Genomic DNA, 21,836 nt, shown 5'->3' on the forward strand with positions numbered 1-21,836 from the left:
ATCATACATCTATGCTAGAATCATAGTCAAATATTGATGAGTTCATAAAAGTTATTTATGATTGGATGGACTGGAATGAACCTTCGGGATCTAAATTATTTTCATCAGCTCGTCCGCGACCGTAATTTTACAAAGGTAGCCGTTCATTTTAACGTCAGCCAGCCGACGATCACTTTTGCCATTAAAAGACTGGAAAAAGAGTTCGACACCAAACTGGTTGAGCGGAATCATACCCATAGTGAACTGCGGATCACCTCCAGCGGCATGCAGCTCAATCAGCATGTCGACCGGATGCTGAACGACTGGCATCTGGCGCATCAGGAAATCCGGGCGCTTAACCGGCAGATGATCCGTTTCGGCATGTCGCCGACCATCAGCAACTATTTCTTTCCGGGCGTGACGGACCGGCTGATTCAGACAGGTTTGCTCAATCATTTGTATACCTATGAAGACGGATCGCGTGAAGTGCTGCGGCTGATTCTGGAAGGCCAGGTGGATATCGGCCTGATCGGCAGAGTCCGCCCGCTGCTGAATGACCAGTTAGCGTCGGAAAGTCTGAAGGTGATGCATTTTAGGCTTGTCGTCGGGCCGTCGAGTCCGCTGGCGAAGCGAGAGGCGGTCAGCTTTAAGGAAGCGAGCAGCTATCCTTTTGTCGTGCTTGGCCAGCATTTTGCCAATCCGGTGGCGTTTGCACAAATTGCCGGCCAGGCCGGCGTCAGCCCGCACATCATCTATCGCAGCAGCAATATTGACACGTTGAAGCGCATCGTCTCCCGCGGCGTGGCCGTCAGCTACATCGCCGAACTGTCGATTCTGCCCAATGATCCGATCATCAGTATTCCGCTGACCGATGAAAATGCCCCGGAGCTGACCGTCATGATGGTTTACCGGAAGTCTCTTGAGCTTACCGAAAGTGTCCGCCGGTTCATGGCAATAATCCGTGAAATAGCACTTTAAATGAAAAAGTCCCGGGCAGACGATTTTGATCTGCCCGAGACTTTTTTTACGTTCATTTCAGCCGGAAAATAAACCGCCTTATTTTTCCTGAGCGTGTTCACTGGTTTTCCGGTTTTTCATCAGCATCGAGGCCGTGACGAGCAGCGCGATGATTACGAAGCAGGTAATTGATCCGACCCGGTTCGCCGGATTGAACACAAAAGAAATGAAGATCGCCGACAGCGCGACAATGCCGATGATCGTTGTATAGGGGAACCCGATCATATGGAAGAACGGTGTTTTGGAATAAGCAGGCCGCAGTTTCAATTCAGCCGCACAGATCGCGATCCAGACGATGCTGATGGTGAAACCCGGGATACTCATCAGCTGCACAATAATCTGATCTTTGACAAGGAATGCAAGAAAGACTCCGATAACCAGGAAGCTGCCGGTCAGGGCAAGTCCGCCGATCGGTACCCCATGGCTCGTGAGTTTCCGGGTAAACCGCGGCGCTTCGCCGCGTTCGGCCATTGAATACAGTGTACGCGTCGTCGCATAAATGCCGGAATTGGCCGCAGACAGAACCGCTGTCAGTAAAACAAAATTCATCAGCTGGGGCACGCCGGGCAGGCCGACTGCTTCAAACACCTGGACAAACGGGCTGCTCTGTGTAGCGGATACGCTGTTCCACGGCATCAGTCCGCAGATGATCGTGATCGGCAGGATGTAGAAAAGGGCTACGCGAAAGACGACGCTTTTGATCACCTTAGGCAATGTCTTTTCCACATCCCGTGTCTCCGTTACCGTCAGTCCGATTAGCTCCGAACCGCCGTAAGAAAAAATGACGACGAGAAAAGCCTGAACAATGCCGGACAGACCATGCGGGAAAAAGCCGCCGTACCCGAAGAGATTCTTTATCGGCTGGACATGGGTTGGAATGATTCCCAGCAAAATCAGAAATCCAAGCATGATAAAGCAAATAATAGCCGCAATCTTGATGCCCGCAAACCAGAATTCGAATTCCCCATACATTTTTACCTGAAAAAGGTTGATGCCGATAATAAACAGACCGCAGAGTCCGGACAGGATCCAGAGCGGTGTATGGGGAAACCAGTACTCGAGAAAACTGCCGGCAGCCAGGATTTCGACAACCGTGACGATCATCCAGTTGATCCAGTACAGCCAGCCGACAATAATCGCTGTACGAAATCCAAATGCTTTGTGGATCAGATGCTGGATGTTCAGCCCCGGATAGGCCATGGCCAGCTCCGCCAGAGCAACCATGACCACAAAAAGGATCAGCCCGCAAAGCAAATAAGCAATAATCACGCTCGGGCCGGCAATATTCAGGGTATCGCCGCTCCCTTTGAAAATGCCCGTGCCGATCATTCCGGCCATGGCCATAAGCATAATGTGGCGCGGCTGCAAACCGCGCCGTAGTTCCTGTTTCTCTTCTGTTGCCTGACCCATCATTTTTTCACTCTCTCTTTTTCTGCATAGACGCTTTAAACCAACAAATTGCAAGTATAAAAATAATTGTATCCGGACGTGGCAAGGCGGCTGCGTGTCCGGATACGATGTTTTCTAGTATATCCTGCTTACTTGTGAAGTCAAGCCGGTGAACATTTTTTGCGAAATGGAAGGAAATTTCTGTGCGTGATTTACCTGTCCGATTCGGGAAGTCAGCGTTTTCCGGAACCATTTTCCTTCCATTAGCCATTGGCCAATTCAATGAATAGCGAAACATCAGGAATGGAACTTTGTTATAATGGAGAAACACTGCGACGTTTTACTGAGATGCTCTGTTAACCTGGTTGATTTCCGCAGCAGGCGCTCGCTTTCCGCGGGCGATCCGTGGGCCTCTGCGCTCGCTGTTCCCGCAGGAGTCCCGCACTTTCTGTTTCAATCCATGAGTGACAGGCATCGACAATAACGTCTGTCCGGCAGTGTTCGTTAAGAAAAAGAAAAACTGGGAGGAAATGACGTTGGCCGGTACAAAACTTGAGAGACGGCTTAAGAACAGACATATTCAACTGATTGCCATTGGCGGGGCAATCGGAACAGGACTCTTTCTCGGATCAGGCAAATCGATTCATCTGGCTGGTCCTTCAATCCTTTTTGCCTATCTGATCATTGGTGTGGCGCTGTTCTTCGTGATGCGCGCACTGGGCCAACTGCTCCTGTCCAATCTGGATCATTTATCGTTTATCGATTTCGCTGACGAGTACATAGGCCCATGGGCCGGTTTTATCACCGGATGGACATATTGGTTCTGCTGGATCATGACAGCGATGGCAGATATTACGGCCGTAGGAAAATATATTCAGTTCTGGTTTCAAATACCTCAGTGGATTCCGGCACTGCTCTGTCTCGTGGTCTTAACCATTCTGAATTTGCTGACGGTCCGTATGTACGGGGAAATCGAGTTCTGGTTTGCACTGATTAAAGTGATCACGATCGTCGCATTGATACTCGTCGGGATCGTCATGATCATCGTGGGCTTCAAAACAGATACCGGCCGGGTTTCCATCCAGAATCTGTGGGCGTACGGCGGCCTGTTCCCCAACGGGTTATCCGGTTTCTTCCTCGGCTTTCAGATGGCCGTATTCTCCTTCGTCGGGATTGAGCTGGTCGGCGTCACGTCAGCCGAGACGGCCGATCCGGAAAAAACGCTGCCGCGCGCGATTAACAGTCTGCCGGTCCGTGTGCTGCTCTTCTATGTGGGCGCCCTTTTCGTCATACTATGTATTAATCCATGGACACAGCTCAGCGCCGACAGCAGTCCGTTCGTCAAAGTATTTACGCTGATCGGCATTCCGGCAGCGGCAGGAGTCATTAACTTCGTCGTTCTGACTTCAGCCGCTTCAGCCTGCAACAGCGGCCTTTTTTCCACCAGCCGGATGCTGTTTTCACTGGGTAAAAAGGGCGACGCGCCGAAGTCTTTTTCGATACTGGGAAGAAGTTCTGTGCCCAGCCTCGGACTGATTACTTCGACGATTGCCCTGTCTGTCGGCGTTGTGCTTAACTATTTTCTGCCGGATTTTGTGTTCACACTCGTGACGAGCATCAGTGCGATCTGTTTTATCTGGGTGTGGAGCATCATCCTGATCGCTCATCTCATCTATTTGAAGAAAAGGCCTGACCTTGCCGTATCATCCAAGTTCAAGGCGCCCTTTGCTCCGGTGATGAACTGGCTGATCCTCCTGTTCTTTGCCTTTTTGCTCGTTCTGATCGGCTGGGCTCAGGATACGCGTGTCGCCCTGTTTGTCACACCCGTATGGTTTATTTTGCTGGCAGCGGCCTATGCATACCGGAAAAACAGAGGCGTGATCAGTGACTGACATGCGGCTTAACCGTTAATCAGTTTCTTACCTGTCTGATAGTCCTGCTTTCTTTCCGTTTCAGGAACCAGACTGCCGCCAGTGGCCCAGACAATGTGGGTCGCCTGGTCTGAGTTCCCGAACGCGTCAAGCACGGGCCTGATTCCGGTGAATCCGGCCGCTGCGGACGGCTCAACAAAAAGGTGCTGCGTATCAGCAAGCAGAGCCAGGTACCGGAAGAGCTCCTGATCGTCAAAGGTGGCCGCGCCTGTCAGAAGCGTCCGCATCACCCGGCCGACCAGAGCAGACGGGCGGGCAACGGCTAGTCCGTCTGCTCTGGTCTTTCCGTCCAGTCCGAGATCATAGACGGAGATGGTTTCATTCAAACCGGTGATCATGCCGAGCGTCACGGAGGGGACGTGTGTGGGTTCGACAAAAATGCTGTGCCCATGCGGACCGAGAATCTGTTTCAGACCGAACGTGACGCCGCCCGGGCTGCCGCCGACGCCGGCGGGAAGGTAAACAAACAGCGGATGATCCGCATCCACGCAGATATGCTGATCCTTCAGCTGTTTCTGCAGCCGAATGGCGGCCACCGCATAGCCGAGAAACAGGTCGGTGGACGACTCGTCGTCGATAAAATGGGTCTTCGGATCTGCGGCGGCCTGTGCGCGGCCTTTTGTCACCGCTTCTGTGAAGTCGCCCGGGTGTTCAATCACCGTGACCCCTCTGGCGCGAAGCAGATCTTTTTTCCACTGCCGCGCGTCTGCCGACATATGGACCGTTGTCCGGAAACCAAATGATGCGGCCGCTGTGCCGATGCTTAAGCCCAGGTTGCCGGTCGATCCGACGGCAATGCCATACTGCGAAAACAGACGGCGATAGCGCTCTGAGGCAAGCACGGAATAGTCATCCATAAAGGTCAGATCGCCTGCAGACAGAGCGACCTTTTCAGCAAACTTCAGAACTTCGTAGATCCCGCCGCGTGATTTGATCGAACCGGAAACCGGCAGCAGGTGGTCTGCCTTAAGAAATAAATCTCCGCGAAGCCTGGTCTGGTTTTCTGCCTCCCAGGCTTTTTTCATGCCTGGAATAGGAATCAGCGGTGATTCGATCATCCCGTGCGCCGCGCGGGTTTCCGGAAAGACTGTCTCCAGATAAGGGGCAAAGCGGTCCCAGCGGGCGGCCGCATCGAAAATGGATGCCTGCGAGAAGGGCAATTCTTCGTGCTCCTGATCATGCGGATTTTTCCAGAAAATTTTTTCATAGCGGCTCATTTTCTGCAGGATCGGGTAGGTCTGTAATAACTGTTTTGTCGCTGTTTCCATGAATGGACCCCTTTCAGTTAGCTCTGCGGTGTGACGGAACCGATACATCTGCAGGGTTCTGTCATGCTTACAGTATATCCTTTGACCGAAATCGCGTCATCTGCGAACTCAGGAAGATGAAAAAAGAGTGGGGGATCGGTGCCCTCACTCTTTTTACTGATGCAAAATCTTCTTCATTCGCTCGTATTCCTCTTCTGAAATTTCTCCTCTGGCAAATCGTTCCTTTAATATCGATTCGCTTTTTTTGCTTTCATCTGCGCTGCCGGTCAGCTTTCGGATCAGAATGACCGCCAGATAGATCAGGGCGACAATCAGTGCCAGCTGCACAAGCCATCCGATCAATCCCATTCCTGCACCAAAACCGTACATCATTCCGCCGTTCCAGCCCATCATGATTCATCACCATCCTTTATATCATTTGATCTTTACTTACAGTGTAGCGCACAAATGTGGGGAAACTGTGTAGATCTTACACTTATCCAATTAATCTTTTCGAAACAGAATCATCATATTTAAGCAGTACACTAACTATCGTAAGAAAATCAAAAAACCAGGAAAATCTGCGGGGTTCGCTCATTGACACCTATACCCCCTGTGGGTATAATGTAGCTGTAAAGAGGAAGAAGAAACAGATACCTTAAGTGCCGGACCGCTTGTTCCGGATGAACAGAGTTAAGGGGATGAAGCGAATGACTTCAAAAACATTACAGATCGGGATCACAGGAATGACCTGTGCGTCCTGCTCCGCGCGGATAGAAAAATCGCTGAACCGGATGGACGGGGTCGCTGCAAATGTGAACCTGGCACTGGAATCGGCGAATGTTTCTCTGGATGAAGAAAAAGCGAAACCGGACGACATCGTTCAGAAAATCGAAAAGCTCGGTTACGGCGTGCGGACACAGCGCCTGGATACTGACATCATGGGGATGACCTGCGCGTCCTGTGCCGCACGAATTGAGAAGGGACTGAACCGGATGCCGGGGATTGTGTCCGCTCAGGTGAATCTGGCTGCCGAGTCCGGAACTTTTATCTATCAGCCGGGAATTACCGATCCCGACGCGATCTATGCCCGGGTGAAGAAGCTGGGCTATAAGGCCGTGCCGAAAAAGGCGCAGGCAGCGGATGAAAAGGACCGGGAGCTGCGGAGAAAACTGCAGAAACTGATCGTGTCCATCGTCCTGTCACTGCCGCTGCTCTATACGATGATCGGCCATCTGCCGTTCCAGACCGGGCTGCCGATGCCGCATCTGCTGATGAATCCATGGTTCCAGCTTGTTCTGGCCGGTATTGTACAGTTTTATATCGGCGGTCAGTTCTATGTCAGCGGCACCAAAGCGCTGCTGAGTAAAAGCGCCAATATGGATGTGCTGGTCGCGCTCGGGACGAGTGCCGCATACTTTTACAGCGCGTTTGAAACGTTCCGCTATCAGTTCGGCGGCCTGACCAGCCCGGATCTCTACTTTGAAACGAGTGCCATCCTGATCACACTGGTCCTGTTAGGCAAATACTTTGAGAGCCGCGCCAAGCGAAGGACAACCGCGGCGATTACCGAACTGATGGGCCTTCAGGCAAAAGAAGCGACTGTGATCGAGGATGGAAAGGAACGGAAAATCCCGGTTGATCAGGTTTCCGTCGGTGATGTCCTGCGTGTCAGACCGGGTGAAAAAATACCTGTGGACGGTCTAGTGACCTCCGGCAGTTCATCGGTTGATGAATCGATGATCACCGGCGAATCAATCCCTGTTGAAAAATCATTCGGGGACAGGGTCATCGGCGCTACAGTCAATGCGAACGGCACACTGACGATGCAAGCAGAAAAAGTCGGTAAGGACACAGCGCTTGCCGGTATTGTGAAAATTGTTGAGGAAGCCCAGGGATCGAAAGCACCGATTCAGCGTCTGGCCGACAGTATTTCCGGAATTTTCGTTCCGATTGTGATCGGTATCGCAACACTGGCTTTTCTCGCTTGGATCCTGTTTGTCACACCCGGCCAGTTTGCACCGGCGCTCGTCGCTGCCATCAGCGTACTGGTGATCGCCTGCCCGTGTGCGCTGGGTCTGGCTACACCGACATCGATTATGGTCGGCACCGGCAAAGGGGCTGAGAACGGGATTCTTTTTAAAGGAGGTGAATATCTGGAAACGACGCAAAATCTGCAGGCTATTTTGTTCGACAAGACCGGAACCATCACTAACGGGAAACCGGAAGTCACGGATGTCGTACCGCTGAATGGTACGGATCCGGACGAACTGATCCGGCTGGCAGCTGCCGCCGAGTCTTCCAGTGAACACCCGCTCGCTCAGGCGATCGTTAATTATGGGCGGCTGAAACATCCGGCGCTCCCGGCTCCGGATCAGTTTAAAGCACTCGCCGGATACGGGATCAGAGCAACTGTCTCCGGCAAGACACTCGCTGTCGGTACGCGGCGGCTGATGAAGAAGGAGAACATTTCCTTTGATGAGGCTGAGCCCCGGATGAAGCAGCTCGAATCGGAAGGGAAAACGGCGATGTTTATCGCCGGCGACGAGAAACTTCTGGGCATCATTGCCGTTGCCGATACAATCAAGCCGTCATCAAAAGCAGCGATCGAACAACTGAAGGCGCGCGGCCTCTCCGTCTACATGATCACCGGTGATAATGAACGGACTGCGCAGGCAATTGCCCGGCAGGCCGGGATCGATCACGTCTTTGCCGAAGTGCTGCCGGAAGAAAAGGCAGCGAAAGTGAAAGTGCTTCAGGAACAGGGGTTGAAAGTCGCGATGGTCGGTGACGGGATCAACGACGCACCGGCACTGGCCACGGCCGATATCGGCATGGCGATCGGCACCGGAACCGATGTCGCGATCGAAGCTGCGGATATCACGCTGGTCGGCGGCGATCTGCTCCATATTCCGAAAGCAATTGACCTGAGCCGGAAAACGATGCGGAACATTCGCCAGAACCTGTTCTGGGCGTTGTTCTACAACACCGTCGGCATCCCGGTTGCCGCGCTCGGGCTGCTGGCCCCATGGGTTGCCGGTGCGGCGATGGCGTTCAGCTCTGTCTCGGTCGTCACGAACAGCCTGCGACTGAAACGCGTGAAGATCTGACTTTAGAAAAGACATTTTATCAAATGGTAACAAGGGACAAAATCATAGAAGGAGTAAAAAATTCATGGCAAAAACAACACTCGATGTCAAAGGTATGATGGGCGAGCACTGCAGGCTGCGGGTAACCAAGGCACTGGAAGGCCTTGACGGTGTTTCCGCAGTGTCCGTTGATCTGAAGTCGGGCCATGCTGATGTTGATTTTGATGAAAAGAAAGTGCAGTATGACAAAATGAAAGCAGCTGTTGAAGATCAAGGCTACAACGTGGTTGGCCAGCACTGATTCGGAAGTAAAACCATAAGAAGGAGTTAAAAAATTATGGCAAAAACAACACTCAATGTCCATGGTATGAGCTGCGGCCACTGTAAAATGGCCGTCACCAATGCGCTGAAAGAACTGGATGGGGTCTCGAACGTGTCCGTTGATCTGGAAAATGGAAAAGCTGCCGTCGAATATGACGAATCAAAAGTGCAGTTCGACAACATGAAGGATGCCGTCGAAGAACAGGGCTACGATGTGGTTGGCCAGCACTGATCCGATAACATCTCGTGCAATTTGGATACAGATCGGAAGGAAAGCAGGACGGCTGTTGCTTCAGGCTGCCCTGTTTTGCTATGCGGTGTAAAATGAGATAAATGACCCCGACGCTCAGCGTACGAGGCACAGTCATGATCTAATGAATCATCTCCACATGAGTTTCACGAACCGGATAGAAATGAAAGCGATGAAAAAATTGTCTCTCTCATTCGTGGTTCAGGCAGAAGCTGCGGTAAAATGAAATCAGGTGATGACGGTGAATAAACGTTCTGTCCTAATGGTTGACGATGACTGGAAATTGCGTAATCTGCTGCGGATCTATCTTTCCGGGGAAGGCTTTGAAACGGATGAGGCATCAGGCGGACAGGAAGCACTGCAGATGGCCGGTAGACGCGCCTATGATCTGATCATTCTGGATGTGATGATGCCGGGGATGGACGGCTGGGAAGTCTGCCGGTCGATCCGCAAGACACAGTCGGTTCCGATTCTGATGCTGACGGCGCTTGGCGAAACCCGTGAAAAGGTCCAGGGCCTCGGGCTGGGCGCAGACGACTATCTGACCAAACCCTTTGATCCCGAAGAGCTGATTGCCCGGGTTCACGCCCTTTTGCGCCGGGCGTCTCTGAAACCGGCCGGCCAGAAGGAGACGGATACGATGGATTTCCGGAATCTGACGATCGACCGGGACGGGCGCCGGGTTCTCGTCGGCCGCCGGAGCGTCGCGCTGACACCCAAAGAGTTTGATCTATTGGCGGTTCTGGCGAAGAACAGCGGCCGTGTGTTCTCGCGGGAACAGCTGATCGAAAAGAACTGGGGCTATGATTTTGACGGTGACGCCCGTGTCGTTGATATTCATATAAAAAATCTGAGAGAAAAGCTGAAAAAATCCGGTTTGCCCTATGATCCGATCCGGACGGTATGGGGCGTCGGTTATCAATTTTCAGCCGGGGCTGAGGAAAAATGACGATTAACCGCATCGGACTGAAACTGGGGTCTGTCATTCTTGGCTTAATGGCTGTTGTCCTGATCTGTTCCGGACTGGCTGTCGACCGTTTGTTTACGAATTTCTATGAGATGCAGATGAAAGAGCAAACGAGAGAACTGGCCGCGCACTTTGTGGAGATGGCGTCGCCGGGCGGTGCGTCTTCTCAGGAGATGATCCGGACATTCGCCAGATTCTCCGGCGTCAGCGTGTATCGGCTGGAGGGGAATGGAAAAGTTCAGGCGCTCACCAAAGATGGTCAAACGGCCGGGTTTTCCATGATTCCGTCCAGTGAAACGCAGAAACTGTTATCCGGGCGGCAGGTTGAATTTCCGGTACGTGATGCGCAGGGCCGACGCTATTTTGCAGTCGGACGGACCATTAAAACAAATGCATCCGGGAATGCCGCCATCTATATCCTTTCGTCGATGGCGTCCGCCGACCAATCGCTCTGGCGGCTGCGCCGTCTTCTGATTCTCTCCGGCGCCGGAGCCTACCTGCTTGCCGCCGGGCTGATCCTGATCCTGAGCAACCTGCTTTCCCGACGCCTGCTCCGGATGCAGCAGATGACGGAAAAGATGGCCAGGGGTAACTGGGCAGTCCGTCTGCATGAGGGCAGCCATGACGAGGTCGGTAAACTCGGCCATTCGATCAACGATCTGGCAGCCAGTCTTCAGCGCTATCGAGACACGCGGCAGGCTTTTTTCTCCAATGTCTCGCATGAGCTGCGCACTCCGGTGACCTATCTTCAGGGCTATGCCAGGGTACTGGCTGACGGACGGGTCACCTCTGAGCAGGAAAAAGCGCAGTATCTGTCGATTATTTATGAGGAATCGGTTCGCCTGGGTCATTTGATTAACGACCTGTTTGATCTGGCAAAGCTGGAGGAGGGGCGAATTCCGATAAAACGGGACGCGCTGGATCTGAAATCCGTGATTCTTGAAGCAGCCGGGAAGGTCAGGCTTAAAGCAGAGACAAAGCACTTAAACCTGCGGACGGATCTTCCTGACACGGTGCCGCCGCTTCGGGGCGACCGGCAGCGGATGGTTCAGGTTCTGCTCAATCTGCTTGAGAACGCGATTCGCTATACGGAAAAGGGACGGATTACCGTTCGCGTGCGAAGACAGGAAGGAACCACCGCAATCTCCGTATCAGATACGGGGATTGGCATCCCTGAACAAGAGCTGCCCTATATTTTCGAGCGCTTTTACCGGGTGGAGAAATCGCGGGCGCGGCAATACGGCGGCACCGGTCTGGGCCTTTCGATTGTCAAAGCATTTACCGAGCGGCAGGGCGGATCTGTTCATGTGACCAGTCAGGTCGGCCGGGGGACGACGTTTACACTGCTTTTCCCCGACGTAGGGCCGCGGGAGAGGGATGATGAGACATGAAAAAATTTGAATGGTTCTGTGCAGTCTTCCTGATCCTCATGGGCATCACCTGTATGACTTTTTCGGCTACGGCCTTCGGACAGGAAAGCCTTCTCTCTTTTGGAAAGACATTTTTCCGGGTCTGCGTCTGGTTTCTCTGCCCGGTGATCCCGCTCCTTCTTCTTTTCTTCTTAATCCGCAGTCTGAGAAAAAAATGAATGCCTCAAACTTTTCACTGATTTCTCCATTTTCCTTTGTAATCTACACAGAATCCCCACATTTTCCGGCTACACTTAGAGTCAGAGAATGAGAGGAGGAGAACGCGAATGGATCTAAGCTGGCTGGCACTGCTTGCCTGTCCCCTGATGATGCTCCCGATGATGCTGCTGATGATGAAAGGACACCATTCAGATAACGATCATCAGGAAGGCGGGAACGAGCTGAAAGGTCTCAAAGAACAGAACGCACTACTTCGTGAACAGCTTCAACAGCTGAAGAACAAAGACTAATCGAAAACGAGAAAAGGGGCATGTATGATGAATTGCTGCGGAAATCACAATCATGACCAGCAGAGCCATAATAATCAGGCCGAGGGTCGCACTCAGGGTGCGCATGGGCCCAGCCATCTGCTGATGATGCTGAGCTGCCTGCTGATTCCGGTCGCTGCAGCTGCCGGTCTCTTTTTCACCGGAGGCCTCTCCGGATCAAATGGTCTGCTGATTCTGGCCGCCCTGCTCGTCTGCCCGCTCATGCATTTGTTCATGATGCCAATGATGATGAAAAAGGAAAATGGCCAGCATCATTAATTTCATCGGGTTCCGATGAATAATGAGACGAAAATCTGTCTCTGTTAGCGCCAGACATTCTTTTCCAGATGGTATTCCATTTTTAAAGCATCAGGAAAATTCCAGAACAGCATAGGGCCTTTTTTTTGCATTTTCAAGCAGGATGTAGCATTTTCCTGACGGGGTCTGTATTCGTTCAGGATACAGCGTATATCCTGCTTTTGCCGACCTTTTATACTCAATCCGCATTCTGTGCATGGTAAAATCTTTCGGCAGGAATTCCAGCGCTGCCCTGACATATTTGGCATTATTCATATGATGATACATATCAATATCGCCGCGTCTTACGGTAAAAGAGTCAAGACGCTGCCCGGGGCTGTCCGGTACGACAATATGTTTTGGCAGATAATCCATATCTATTTTTCGATCGATGGTGATTTTATCGAGCTCCTCTTCAGGCACTTTCGACATTTTTCCGGTTTTCAAATTGACAAATACGCCGATGCACCATGTGGCCACGCAAGGCCGGTCATTTTCCCCATACAGCACGGTATTGCGATATCCGGAAAACTTATCGCAGCCGAATATACTTGTCCGCACCGTTATTTTTTCTCCATAAGCAGGTAAACGCAGAATGTCTGCCTGCCTGGAGAGCAGAATCATCCCCAGATTGTTCGCTTTTAAGAAATTCTGAAAGGAAGGCTCTGATTCCAGCCAGAACATGGAACAATCCTGAATCACCTCAATCGCATCCGAAAACCTCATCAGACCGGTTTCTCCTGTCCGGCTCGCACCGACCCGATCTTTCAGAATATACAACAGAAGTCACCTCACAACTTTTAAATCGACGAATCCCGAAGTGCTGCACGAAATGCGAAAATATGCCGCTTTTTACTGAACAAAATGATTATAGCATAATCAATTATTGGATCTCAGGGTGAACGATCTACTCCTCAAATTCGAGCGGGCAATACCGCCGGCGTGATCTGTTGCCGGAACTATTTGCGGATGTGCGAGGACATGATGCGAATTCACTGGATAAGATTAAGCGGATCTGGACGAGTCAATAAGGTAGAATGTCTCTCCAAGCTGACTTTACATCCGAAAGATAAGGGAATAAAATATATTTTAACGTACAAATAAAATTGTACGTTAAAATATAATTATCGGACGGGATAAAATGAAAGAGTTTTTCTATATTACAACGCTCGATCAGTTGAAAGTGATCAGTGATCCGCTGCGGACAAAAATTCTCTGGTCGCTGGATGAACGCGAGAAGACCGGGAAGATCTTATCCGAAGAAATGCATCTGTCGCCGTCGAAAATCCGCTATCATTTAACGGAACTGGAACGGGTCGGATTGATTGAAGTGGTGCGCACGGAGGTCAAAAACGGTATTCTCCAGAAATTTTACCGGCCTGTGGCCCGAAACATCTCGCTTGAGAAAGTATCGTCGCTTTTGAACGGGGAAGACGTTCCGGACTGGGACAGTGCTTTAAAAGAGAATGCCTATTGCGCCCTGGAGGAGCTTCGAAAGAACATTGCCCGGGCAGAATTTCGAAACCGGGATTTTCTGTTTGTTCCTTACCGAGCCGAACTGACCAGGGAAGAGGAGCAGGAAGTCCGAAAAAAAATCAAAGATCTCTACCAATATATGCAGAGCCGGAGCGAGCGGAAGACCACGGAACCGGTGAAAACATATTATACGAATCTCGCCTTTTTTCCTGAGAAATGATCCGTAAGTTCCGTTCGCAATAAATTCATGCTGGATGTGATCAAATGACGCAAGTAAACATAAACAGAAAAAAATATCCGGAGCTGTTCCGTCCGGTCATCATTTCAAAGGCTTTTCGCTGTCTATGGATCGGCAACTCACTGTCGACATTCGGCTCGGCGATCACAAATGTCATTCTTCCGCTGCTGGTCTATGAACTGACCAGTTCACCGATGGCGATGAGCCTGATTATGGCCGCCTATATGATCCCCGAGCTCCTGATCCTACCCGTTTCCGGGGTCATCGTCGACCGGCTGAACCGCGCGAAAATCATGAGGATGGCGGATCTGATCCGTTTTCTCCTGACACTCAGTGTCATGGTTCTCGGGCTGGCTGGCAGGTTATCGATTCCCGCGCTAATGGTGATGATGGCAGCGATGGGGTTGGTGAGCGGACTTTTTCAACCGGCGTTTTCTGCGATGCGCGCCGTCGTTTTCGTGCCGGATATTCGCAATGCCGCCAATGCATTGAGCCAGTTTACTGAACAGCTATTAAGACTTCTCGGCCCGTCAGTCGGAGGACTGATTATTACACTGACCACCGCTTCATTAGGCTTCGGCATTGACGGGCTCACGTACCTTATCTCGTTTATCTGTGTGCTGTTTTTAACACAGGAAGGAAGGGTGAAGCGCCGGCCGCGGCAGACGGAATCCTTTTTCCGTGAATGTTTCGCCGGCATCCGGATCATTAAAGGAAATACCTGGCTCTGGGTCACAATTCTTTTTTTCAGTATCATTAATATTTTTTCCACGGGTATTGTCGCTGTCCTGATCCCCTGGCTGATCAAGGTTCACGAGCATCTGCCGGCGTACGTTTACGGGATGGCAATGTCCGGGTCGGCGCTGGGAGCGATTGCGACCGCCTTTGTTTTCGGGACGAGAAAGAGGTGGCGGTTCCGGGGACCGCTGGCCTATGGCGGGATCGCGCTGTCGGGGGCGGCCCTGCTGCTCATGCCGCTGACGCATCAAACTTTTTTGCTGATCGTGCTGATGGCGCTGGAAGGCGCGGGGACGATGCTGTTCGGGCTGATCTGGGAAACGAGCCTGCAGGAACTGGTTGCGCCGGAGGCTTTCGGACGTGTGGCCAGTATCGACATGGTCGGCTCCTTTGCGCTTTTGCCCGTCGGATTCCTGCTCACAGGCTGGCTGTCCGGAGTGATTGGCGGGATTGCCACTATTTTCCTGATGAGCGGCAGCATCATTCTGGCTAACCTGCTGATTCTTCTTGTCCCCGGGATCCGAAGATTTGACTGAAAAATGTGTGCACCTGACGCGCCATACAGCAGAGAGAATGCTTATCTGGATCCATCTTGTGCACAGACAAACTGCCTGATCAGATTGTTTAATTCTTCAGCTGCTTTCGTTGGGATCTGATGCTTCACATCCCGAATCCACTTAAGTTCATTATGAGGGAGTTTTTCGTGCAGGATCTGAGCGTAACGGAAAAAGCCCTGATCATTGCGGCCATAAATCAACAAAACAGGAGTTTTGATGTCTTCCAGCTGATCGGTACAGTTATAGGACAAACTGTACCGATAATACTGTTCAATATTTTGGGGACTTCCCTTTCGCCCCTCCCTCATCATTTTCCAGAATGAAGCCATGGTATTCATATTTCCGCCAAATATAAGCAGGGATAACAGCGGCATCGCTTTGAGACGAATAAGTGTGATCGCCATATGTATTTGAATGATTAACGGGCGGTCACTGATCTCGGGAAGACCGCTGACCAGAATGCTGCCATACACGCGATCCGGATGGGACAGTAAAAATTCAAGAGCGATTGAACCACCCGTAGAATAGCCGCAAATATATGCTCTTCGGATCTTTAGATGATCCAGTAATCGCTTCATATCTTCGACAATCAGCGGATACGTCAAAGGCTGTCTGGAATAGGAACTTCTGCCATGCCCGCGGATATCAAAGGTGATGATCTGAAAGGATTCCGATAATTTTTTTGTTTGATTGAAAAAATTGAAGTGCGTCAGCAGCGGGGGGTGAATAAAGAGGATCGGTGTCCCTTGCCCCTGAACCGTATAATAAAGCCTGCAATCGCCGTTCGTTAAAAAAGGCACATCTGATCACCTCAGCCTGTCCATACTATAAGTGGGAAATCATGATTATCTTCCCCGATTTCTCTGCCTGTATCCGAATGTCGATTGAAAAGAATCGCCACTAAAATTGATTCATGTCGCCAAAGGAGTGCCGTCATGCAGCGGGAGTTATGCATTATTATTCATGGGTTTGCGGGCAATCCTCACGAAGTTGAGCCATTGGCACACGCCCTGGTGAAAATGGATTACGAAATCATCACCCCCTTATTGTCCGGACACAGCATGGACAAAAATCGAATGGAGAAGGCCACTGCGATGGACTGGCTGGAGATGATTGAGACGATCATTAAACGTGCCATTGATGAAGAAAAACACGTTCACTTGATCGGATTTTCCATGGGGGCCATGATCGCATCAATCATGGCAGATCGATATAAGATCACGACACTAGTCTTACTTTCTCCGGCGGTATATGTGCTGACACCTCACCTGTTAAGTAAGAGGCTGAGGGAATTCTTTCATGCTTCAGTGCCGAGTCAATCACCTTTAGACCAAACGATAAATTCATTTTCCATCTTCTCGATTCCTGTCCATAATGTCTTCCAGTTTCAGAAGGTTGTCCGTCAGGCAAAAAACGTATTCCGCCAGATTTCTGTTCCGATCTGTCTTATTCATGGCGAAATGGATGAAACCGTGGATCCGAAAAGTTCTGAATGGATTTTTCGGGTTGTCGCATCAAAAGATAAGGAACTTCACTATCTTCCGCTTTCAAGGCATCACATTTGTCTGGGTCCTGAGAGTGACCGTGTGATTCAACGGGTATCTCGATTTTTGGAAAAGCATCATTAGACCTGTACCTGAACTCCTTTTACGAAAGTTCCTCTATTCATTATGATGTTTGCTGTCTTAAAATCTAAAGCGCATAGTCGCTTTCCCATACTCTGTACCCCCTTTTGAATACAAACGCCTAAGAATGTTAAATCAAATGGACACTTGTCAAATCAAAAGAGTTCGGCTAAACTAATATTGCTCATATTGTATATATAGTACATGCACAGAAATCACAATGATTCAGTGTGAGGTTTTTACGATGCGTATCATTCTGAAAAATTCATCCGATCTGCCGTTGTATCAGCAGATCAAGGAACAGATCAAGACAGCGATCCTGAACGGCGAGTTGAAGGCGGGGCAGCAGCTGCCTTCAATCCGGGCGCTGGCCAACGATCTGCACGTCAGTGTTCTGACGACAAAAAGAGTTTATACCGATCTCGAAGCTGAAGGATTCATTCTGAGCCGCGTCGGCAAGGGCTCTTTTGTCGCGCCGGAAAATCTGGAACTGTACCTGGAATCGAAGCGGCGGATGGTTGAGAAGCAATTGACCGAAGTCTGCCGCCTGGCACGACAGCTCGGCATCAAGCCGGAAGAGCTTCACACGATGCTGGATCTGTTGATGGAGGAGGAGAACGACGAATCATGACATCGATTCTGGAAGTGAACAATCTGACGAAAACGTACGATCAGTTCAGCCTGGACCGCCTTTCCTTTTCATTGCAAAAAGGCTGTATCACTGGTTTCATCGGAGTGAACGGGGCGGGAAAAACGACAACGATTAAATCCATTCTCGGGTTGATCAATCCAGAAGCCGGAAGTATTCGTTTCGACGGGATGGAGATGAATCGTCAGGAGAAGCAAATTAAGAACCGGATCGGATTTGTGCTGGATGAAGGCTATTTCTATGGGATGCTGACCGTGAAAGAAATGAAGAACGTGATTGCTCCGGCCTACAGCAGCTGGGACGAGCAGACCTTTTCCAATTGGATCGGGCGGTTCGGGCTGAATCCGAATCAGAAGATTGCCAGTTTGTCCACGGGCATGCGGATGAAATTCGCCGTTGCGCTGGCCCTGTCGCATCACGCCGATCTGTTAATCATGGACGAGCCGACGAGCGGACTTGATCCGATGATGCGCAGTGAATTGATGGCTATTTTGCTTGATTTCATGAAGGAGGAGGGGAAGAGCGTGTTTTTCTCCACGCACATCACCTCCGACCTGGATAAAGTCGCGGACATGCTGATTCTGATCGATGGCGGAAAGATCCTTTTAAATGAAGAAAAAGATACGCTGCTGGATAACCATGCGCGGATAAAAGGCGACAGCCGGTGGATCAACGAACGAACGCGTCCCCTGTTTCTGACTTTGCGGGAGACACCGTATGGATTTGAGGGCCTGACCCATCAGAAAGAGGCGCTGCGTCAGGAGATGCCCGATGCCGTCTTCGAGCGACCGACGATTGAAGATATTATGCTGGCTTATGTGGGAGGTGCTGAGATTGCTCATTAATCTGGTGATCAAAGACTTCATGCTGATGAAAAAGTATCTGCTTTTTCTCGTCTTGTTCGCACTGGCTGCACCGATTGTCATTGCCAGTCAGACAAAGGACGACTCGCTATTATTTCTCATGCCCTTTTATCTCATAATGATCACTGAAATCGCAACGTACCTGCAAGTATCAAAGTTTGAAAGCATCTCTCGCGGTGCCGCATTCATATGTGCGACACCTTATACACGGCGGACCTTCATTGAAGCAAAGTATCTTTTTGTCTTTGTCACTTTCGTCGGGATATTGTTCGCCCAGATTGTCGCATCGTTTCTGTTGCCGTCCCTTAAGACAGGATTGAACCTGAATGCAGTTGGTGCAGCTTTCCTGATGGTGAGTCTTCTTTTCGGCGTGCTCATCCCATGCCAGATCAAGTTCGGTTTTGACGTGGTCAGGTGGATCTTTTTCGGCTTAGCTTTCTTAATCCCGTTTTCACTCGGGCCAATCCTGCGCTGGTATCAGTCGCTTGGCATCCATTTTTCTTTTTCGCTGCCTGTTTCGCAGACGGGTCAAATTTTATTGATGTACGTATTTGCTGTAGTGATTACTTTTGTTTCCATGTACGCGTCGATCAAGATTTATGAGAAAAAAGATTTGTAAACTCCGTCCGCAGACCGATGGATCCGTTGACACACAGCGTTATGATTAAAAGGTAGTTAAGGAAGATTTGTCAGGCAATTCTGCGCTTCAGGTGTTCGCCTTTTGCAGTCAATATGAGAGCAGCAATCTACAAGCGAGGATCACTTCGCAAAGAAAAAACAGTTCCCAGAGAAAAGTGATGTCGGCGATGTCTTTGAAAAGCGCGTCTATGAAACAGATTCCGAAAAGCGGTCACAAGTGATTTTATCGGCAGTTTCAGCAGCTCTCTGTTCAATTTCGCGATCAGTCTGTATATCCTGCGGTTGACCGGATCAGCTTTGAATTTCGGGATCACGCTGCTGATCGGTCCGCTGATCGGTTTGATTTTTGCACCGATCACCGGTTTTGTGTCGGATCATTTTGACAATAAGCGCGTCATGATGATTACCCAGACCGGCTGTGTCGTCATGCTGCTCATGTACAGTGCTGCTTTTGTCAATTTAACACAAACACGTTTTCTGCTGATTCTGCTGATTGTCGCTACGATTGGTCTGAACATTCGCATCTTTTCCGTGACTTATCGAGCAGCCGCGTCGAGAATGGTCGACGCACCTTACCTGCAGAAACTCAATTCGCTGGAACAGTCGTCCACAGCGCTGGCCCAGATTGTCGGCCCAATTGTGGCCGGTGTGATCTTTGCATACGTTCCGTTTCAGATTTTCATCTATTTTGAAATCGTTTCTGAGCTGCTGGTCATTCTGATCGTCAGCACGATGAGCTTTCATTTAATAGAGGTTCCAGAAGAGAAGGACGGCGCCATTCGGCAGGAAACGGTCTGGTCATCGATGCAGCATGGGCTCGCCTATGTAAGGCAGCGGAAAGTGATTCTCTATCTGATCCTGATTTTCTCTCTGTTTAATTTTTTTACTTCCTTATTTAATATGGGTTTTCCCTACTTGATCATCCATGTGCTGCGGCTTGAGAATCTCCAGTACAGCCTGACTGAATCGATCTTTTCGGTCGGACTCGTTCTCGGCGGTTTGATCGTTGCAAAACAGACTTTCGGAGAGAATGCGTTAAAAGCTGCGAGCCGTGCCATTTTCTTTGTCGGCGTGCCGGCAATCGTGCTTATTATTCCGTTGCTTGTTTCGCTGAATTCCTGGGCGACCACAACTATTTTCGGTCTGGTGTACCTGATTAATTCGATTGCGATAGTCTACATCAATGTTCTGGTTCCAACCTATATGCAGGAAACGATTCCAGCGAACTATCAGGGGCGAGTGTTCACCATTCTGACCACCGGAGCAACGTCCTTACAGCCGCTTGGCATGCTGGTGTACAGCGTCATGTTTCAGTTTCTCTCGCCGCTGGTCACTATTATTTTTTCGGTGTTATGTTTTCTGGTTCTCGGGTTGGCCGCAATGAGGCTGCTAATTCCTGAACAGAGCCCGGCAGTCGGGAAAAAAGTTAAACAAGTAATGCACTGAGGGGCGACGCAAAGTAAAAGAGATCAGGGGAAACTTGGTGAGAAAATGGATATTTTTAAGGAAAAGCAGCCCGAGTTTATTGCTATCAATCAGCACCTGAGGTTGCACAAGTTTCATGAGGTGGATGGGCGGGCACTTGACTGGTATCAGGATCCTCAGACTCTGCGCCTGGTTGACGGACCTAATCGTAAGCCATATGATCCTACCCTTTTGTTACGGATGTACCGATTTCTGGATCATCATGGTGAGCTCTATTATATCGAGGCCATCAGAGCTGGTGTATTCTTGCCGATCGGTGACGTCACATTGGAACCTGATGATCTGCCCATTGTCATCGGCAACCCGAATTTCAGGGGAAAGGGAATCGGGACTCAGGTGGTTCAGGTACTGATCCGGAGGGCAAAAGAGCAAGGCATGACCGAGCTCTATGTCCGGGATATCTATGATTATAATACGGGTTCAAGGAAACTTTTTCAGAATTGCGGATTTAAAAGTGATAAGAAAACAAAACTGGGACATTCTTACCGGCTGCTCCTGTAGAAAAGTGAAATCAGACTGATCACTCAGAGCAAATTGGACGCGCAGAGGAAACAGTACTCTTTTTTGAGAATAAGGTGAAAATTCATGATTGTTGTGAGTTCGTGCCTTGCAGGACTCCCAGTGCGATATAATGGGTCACATTGCGTTGACAGAAGAATTAATCAGTTCAGGATTGTGAAGTATCACGTTCCGGCGACAGCTTAAGCCGGTTTTTTTCAGAAAACCGTCACAGACAATTCACTTCATCCTCAGTTACAATGAAACTATCCTCAATAAGCCCCAACCCCTTTTATTGGCCCCGCAAAAAAACTCCTCAGGAGGACGTTATATGTCCATTGATCATGACCGTATGTTTAAGGAATTGCTGCACACTTTTTTGGATGAATTTCTCGAAGCGTTTTTCCCGAAGATCTACCATCAGCTCGATCTGTCCTATAAAAAGTTTCTTTCGGAAGAGCTGTTTCCGGATCTGATCGACGGGGACAAGAAACGGGCCGATGTCATTGCCGAAACGAAACTGAAATCAGCCAAAGACCTGATCCTGATCATCCATCTGGAAGCGCAGAACTATTATCAGAAGACATTCCCGGAACGCATGTTTATCTATTTCAGCATGATTTATCTGAAATTTCGAAAACCTGTTTTGCCGATCGCCATTTTCAGTTACAATGAAAGTAAGCA

Annotated in this window: 24 protein-coding genes and 1 pseudogene; 20 read left to right on the forward strand and 5 right to left on the reverse strand. The window is 50.1% G+C overall.

Annotation, left to right across the window (positions count from 1 at the left end; all coding sequences use genetic code 11):
- Nucleotides 1–75: 75 nt before the first annotated feature.
- On the forward strand, nt 76–957 hold the full coding sequence (locus tag D889_RS0111545; RefSeq protein WP_010632724.1) for a LysR family transcriptional regulator: 882 nt from the start codon (nt 76–78) through the stop codon (nt 955–957).
- Between the two features lie 78 nt (nt 958–1,035).
- On the opposite strand, the gene D889_RS0111550 is transcribed toward D889_RS0111545, so the two are convergent.
- Nucleotides 1,036–2,409 (reverse strand): amino acid permease, encoded by a 1,374-nt coding sequence (locus D889_RS0111550; RefSeq protein WP_010632723.1) that lies wholly within the window; start codon nt 2,407–2,409, stop codon nt 1,036–1,038.
- Nucleotides 2,410–2,921: 512 nt separating this feature from the next.
- On the opposite strand from D889_RS0111550, the gene D889_RS0111560 reads away from it, so the two are divergent.
- A complete protein-coding gene (locus D889_RS0111560; protein ID WP_010632721.1) occupies nt 2,922–4,277 on the forward strand; it encodes an amino acid permease in 1,356 nt (451 codons plus the stop codon).
- 8 nt (nt 4,278–4,285) lie between these two features.
- On the opposite strand, the gene dsdA is transcribed toward D889_RS0111560, so the two are convergent.
- Together dsdA and D889_RS15900 are read right to left on the reverse strand one after the other, a co-directional pair.
- Nucleotides 4,286–5,584, reverse strand: coding sequence for a D-serine ammonia-lyase (gene dsdA, locus D889_RS0111565; protein WP_010632720.1), 1,299 nt, complete (start codon nt 5,582–5,584; stop codon nt 4,286–4,288).
- A 153-nt stretch (nt 5,585–5,737) separates the two neighbouring features.
- Nucleotides 5,738–5,977, reverse strand: a complete 240-nt coding sequence (locus tag D889_RS15900; RefSeq protein ID WP_010632719.1) for an SHOCT domain-containing protein — start codon at nt 5,975–5,977, stop codon at nt 5,738–5,740.
- Nucleotides 5,978–6,273: 296 nt separating this feature from the next.
- Here D889_RS15900 and D889_RS0111575 point away from each other — a divergent pair, with 296 nt between their 5' ends.
- From D889_RS0111575 to D889_RS0111610, 8 genes are all read left to right on the forward strand, one after another.
- The gene (locus tag D889_RS0111575; RefSeq protein WP_010632718.1) at nt 6,274–8,673 is read left to right on the forward strand and encodes a heavy metal translocating P-type ATPase; all 2,400 of its coding nucleotides are present in this window, start codon (nt 6,274–6,276) and stop codon (nt 8,671–8,673) included.
- Between the two features lie 64 nt (nt 8,674–8,737).
- Nucleotides 8,738–8,953, forward strand: a complete 216-nt coding sequence (locus D889_RS0111580; RefSeq protein WP_010632717.1) for a copper ion binding protein — start codon at nt 8,738–8,740, stop codon at nt 8,951–8,953.
- 36 nt (nt 8,954–8,989) lie between these two features.
- Nucleotides 8,990–9,205, forward strand: a complete 216-nt coding sequence (gene copZ / locus D889_RS0111585) for a copper chaperone CopZ (protein WP_010632716.1) — start codon at nt 8,990–8,992, stop codon at nt 9,203–9,205.
- Nucleotides 9,206–9,458: 253 nt separating this feature from the next.
- Entirely contained in the window at nt 9,459–10,172 is a 714-nt protein-coding gene (locus D889_RS0111590; RefSeq protein WP_051001352.1) for a response regulator transcription factor, read from the forward strand.
- Nucleotides 10,169–11,581: a sensor histidine kinase gene (locus D889_RS0111595; protein ID WP_010632714.1), complete on the forward strand. Its 1,413-nt coding sequence runs from the start codon at nt 10,169–10,171 to the stop codon at nt 11,579–11,581. Before D889_RS0111590 ends, D889_RS0111595 begins: the two co-directional genes overlap by 4 nt.
- Complete coding sequence (locus D889_RS0111600) at nt 11,578–11,778, forward strand: hypothetical protein (RefSeq protein ID WP_010632713.1); 201 nt, start codon at nt 11,578–11,580, stop codon at nt 11,776–11,778. The genes D889_RS0111595 and D889_RS0111600 overlap by 4 nt, the downstream gene beginning before the upstream one ends.
- Nucleotides 11,779–11,886: 108 nt before the next feature.
- Complete coding sequence (locus D889_RS0111605) at nt 11,887–12,069, forward strand: hypothetical protein (RefSeq protein WP_010632712.1); 183 nt, start codon at nt 11,887–11,889, stop codon at nt 12,067–12,069.
- Nucleotides 12,070–12,096: 27 nt separating this feature from the next.
- A complete protein-coding gene (locus D889_RS0111610; protein ID WP_010632711.1) occupies nt 12,097–12,366 on the forward strand; it encodes a DUF2933 domain-containing protein in 270 nt (89 codons plus the stop codon).
- A gap of 90 nt (nt 12,367–12,456) precedes the next feature.
- Here D889_RS0111610 and D889_RS0111615 read toward each other — a convergent pair whose 3' ends face one another.
- The gene (locus D889_RS0111615; protein WP_010632710.1) at nt 12,457–13,164 is read right to left on the reverse strand and encodes an acyl-[acyl-carrier-protein] thioesterase; all 708 of its coding nucleotides are present in this window, start codon (nt 13,162–13,164) and stop codon (nt 12,457–12,459) included.
- A 361-nt stretch (nt 13,165–13,525) separates the two neighbouring features.
- Here D889_RS0111615 and D889_RS0111620 point away from each other — a divergent pair, with 361 nt between their 5' ends.
- Nucleotides 13,526–14,080, forward strand: coding sequence for an ArsR/SmtB family transcription factor (locus tag D889_RS0111620; protein WP_010632709.1), 555 nt, complete (start codon nt 13,526–13,528; stop codon nt 14,078–14,080).
- A gap of 44 nt (nt 14,081–14,124) precedes the next feature.
- Nucleotides 14,125–15,372 carry an MFS transporter gene (locus D889_RS0111625; protein ID WP_010632708.1) on the forward strand — a complete coding sequence of 416 codons (1,248 nt, stop codon included), beginning with the start codon at nt 14,125–14,127 and terminating at the stop codon, nt 15,370–15,372.
- Between the two features lie 41 nt (nt 15,373–15,413).
- On the opposite strand, the gene D889_RS0111630 is transcribed toward D889_RS0111625, so the two are convergent.
- Entirely contained in the window at nt 15,414–16,193 is a 780-nt protein-coding gene (locus D889_RS0111630) for an alpha/beta fold hydrolase (RefSeq protein WP_010632707.1), read from the reverse strand.
- Between the two features lie 135 nt (nt 16,194–16,328).
- On the opposite strand from D889_RS0111630, the gene D889_RS0111635 reads away from it, so the two are divergent.
- From D889_RS0111635 to D889_RS0111670, 8 genes and pseudogenes are all read left to right on the forward strand, one after another.
- Complete coding sequence (locus tag D889_RS0111635; RefSeq protein ID WP_010632706.1) at nt 16,329–17,021, forward strand: alpha/beta hydrolase; 693 nt, start codon at nt 16,329–16,331, stop codon at nt 17,019–17,021.
- Nucleotides 17,022–17,262: 241 nt separating this feature from the next.
- A complete protein-coding gene (locus tag D889_RS0111645; protein ID WP_010632705.1) occupies nt 17,263–17,649 on the forward strand; it encodes a GntR family transcriptional regulator in 387 nt (128 codons plus the stop codon).
- A complete protein-coding gene (locus D889_RS0111650; RefSeq protein WP_010632704.1) occupies nt 17,646–18,512 on the forward strand; it encodes an ABC transporter ATP-binding protein in 867 nt (288 codons plus the stop codon). The genes D889_RS0111645 and D889_RS0111650 overlap by 4 nt, the downstream gene beginning before the upstream one ends.
- The gene (locus D889_RS0111655; RefSeq protein ID WP_248676836.1) at nt 18,493–19,149 is read left to right on the forward strand and encodes an ABC-2 transporter permease; all 657 of its coding nucleotides are present in this window, start codon (nt 18,493–18,495) and stop codon (nt 19,147–19,149) included. Before D889_RS0111650 ends, D889_RS0111655 begins: the two co-directional genes overlap by 20 nt.
- A gap of 245 nt (nt 19,150–19,394) precedes the next feature.
- Nucleotides 19,395–20,615, forward strand: coding sequence for an MFS transporter (locus D889_RS0111660; RefSeq protein ID WP_081498665.1), 1,221 nt, complete (start codon nt 19,395–19,397; stop codon nt 20,613–20,615).
- A 45-nt stretch (nt 20,616–20,660) separates the two neighbouring features.
- Nucleotides 20,661–21,155, forward strand: coding sequence for a GNAT family N-acetyltransferase (locus D889_RS0111665; RefSeq protein ID WP_010632701.1), 495 nt, complete (start codon nt 20,661–20,663; stop codon nt 21,153–21,155).
- Between the two features lie 84 nt (nt 21,156–21,239).
- Nucleotides 21,240–21,320: pseudogene (locus D889_RS15970) on the forward strand (2-thiouracil desulfurase family protein); the annotation flags it as partial.
- Between the two features lie 163 nt (nt 21,321–21,483).
- On the forward strand, nt 21,484–21,836 hold a 353-nt coding region (locus D889_RS0111670), incomplete at its 3' end, for a hypothetical protein (RefSeq protein WP_018962356.1).

The sequence above is a fragment of the Sporolactobacillus vineae DSM 21990 = SL153 genome (assembly GCF_000377985.1).
Taxonomy (GTDB): Bacteria; Bacillota; Bacilli; order Bacillales; family Sporolactobacillaceae; genus Sporolactobacillus; species Sporolactobacillus vineae.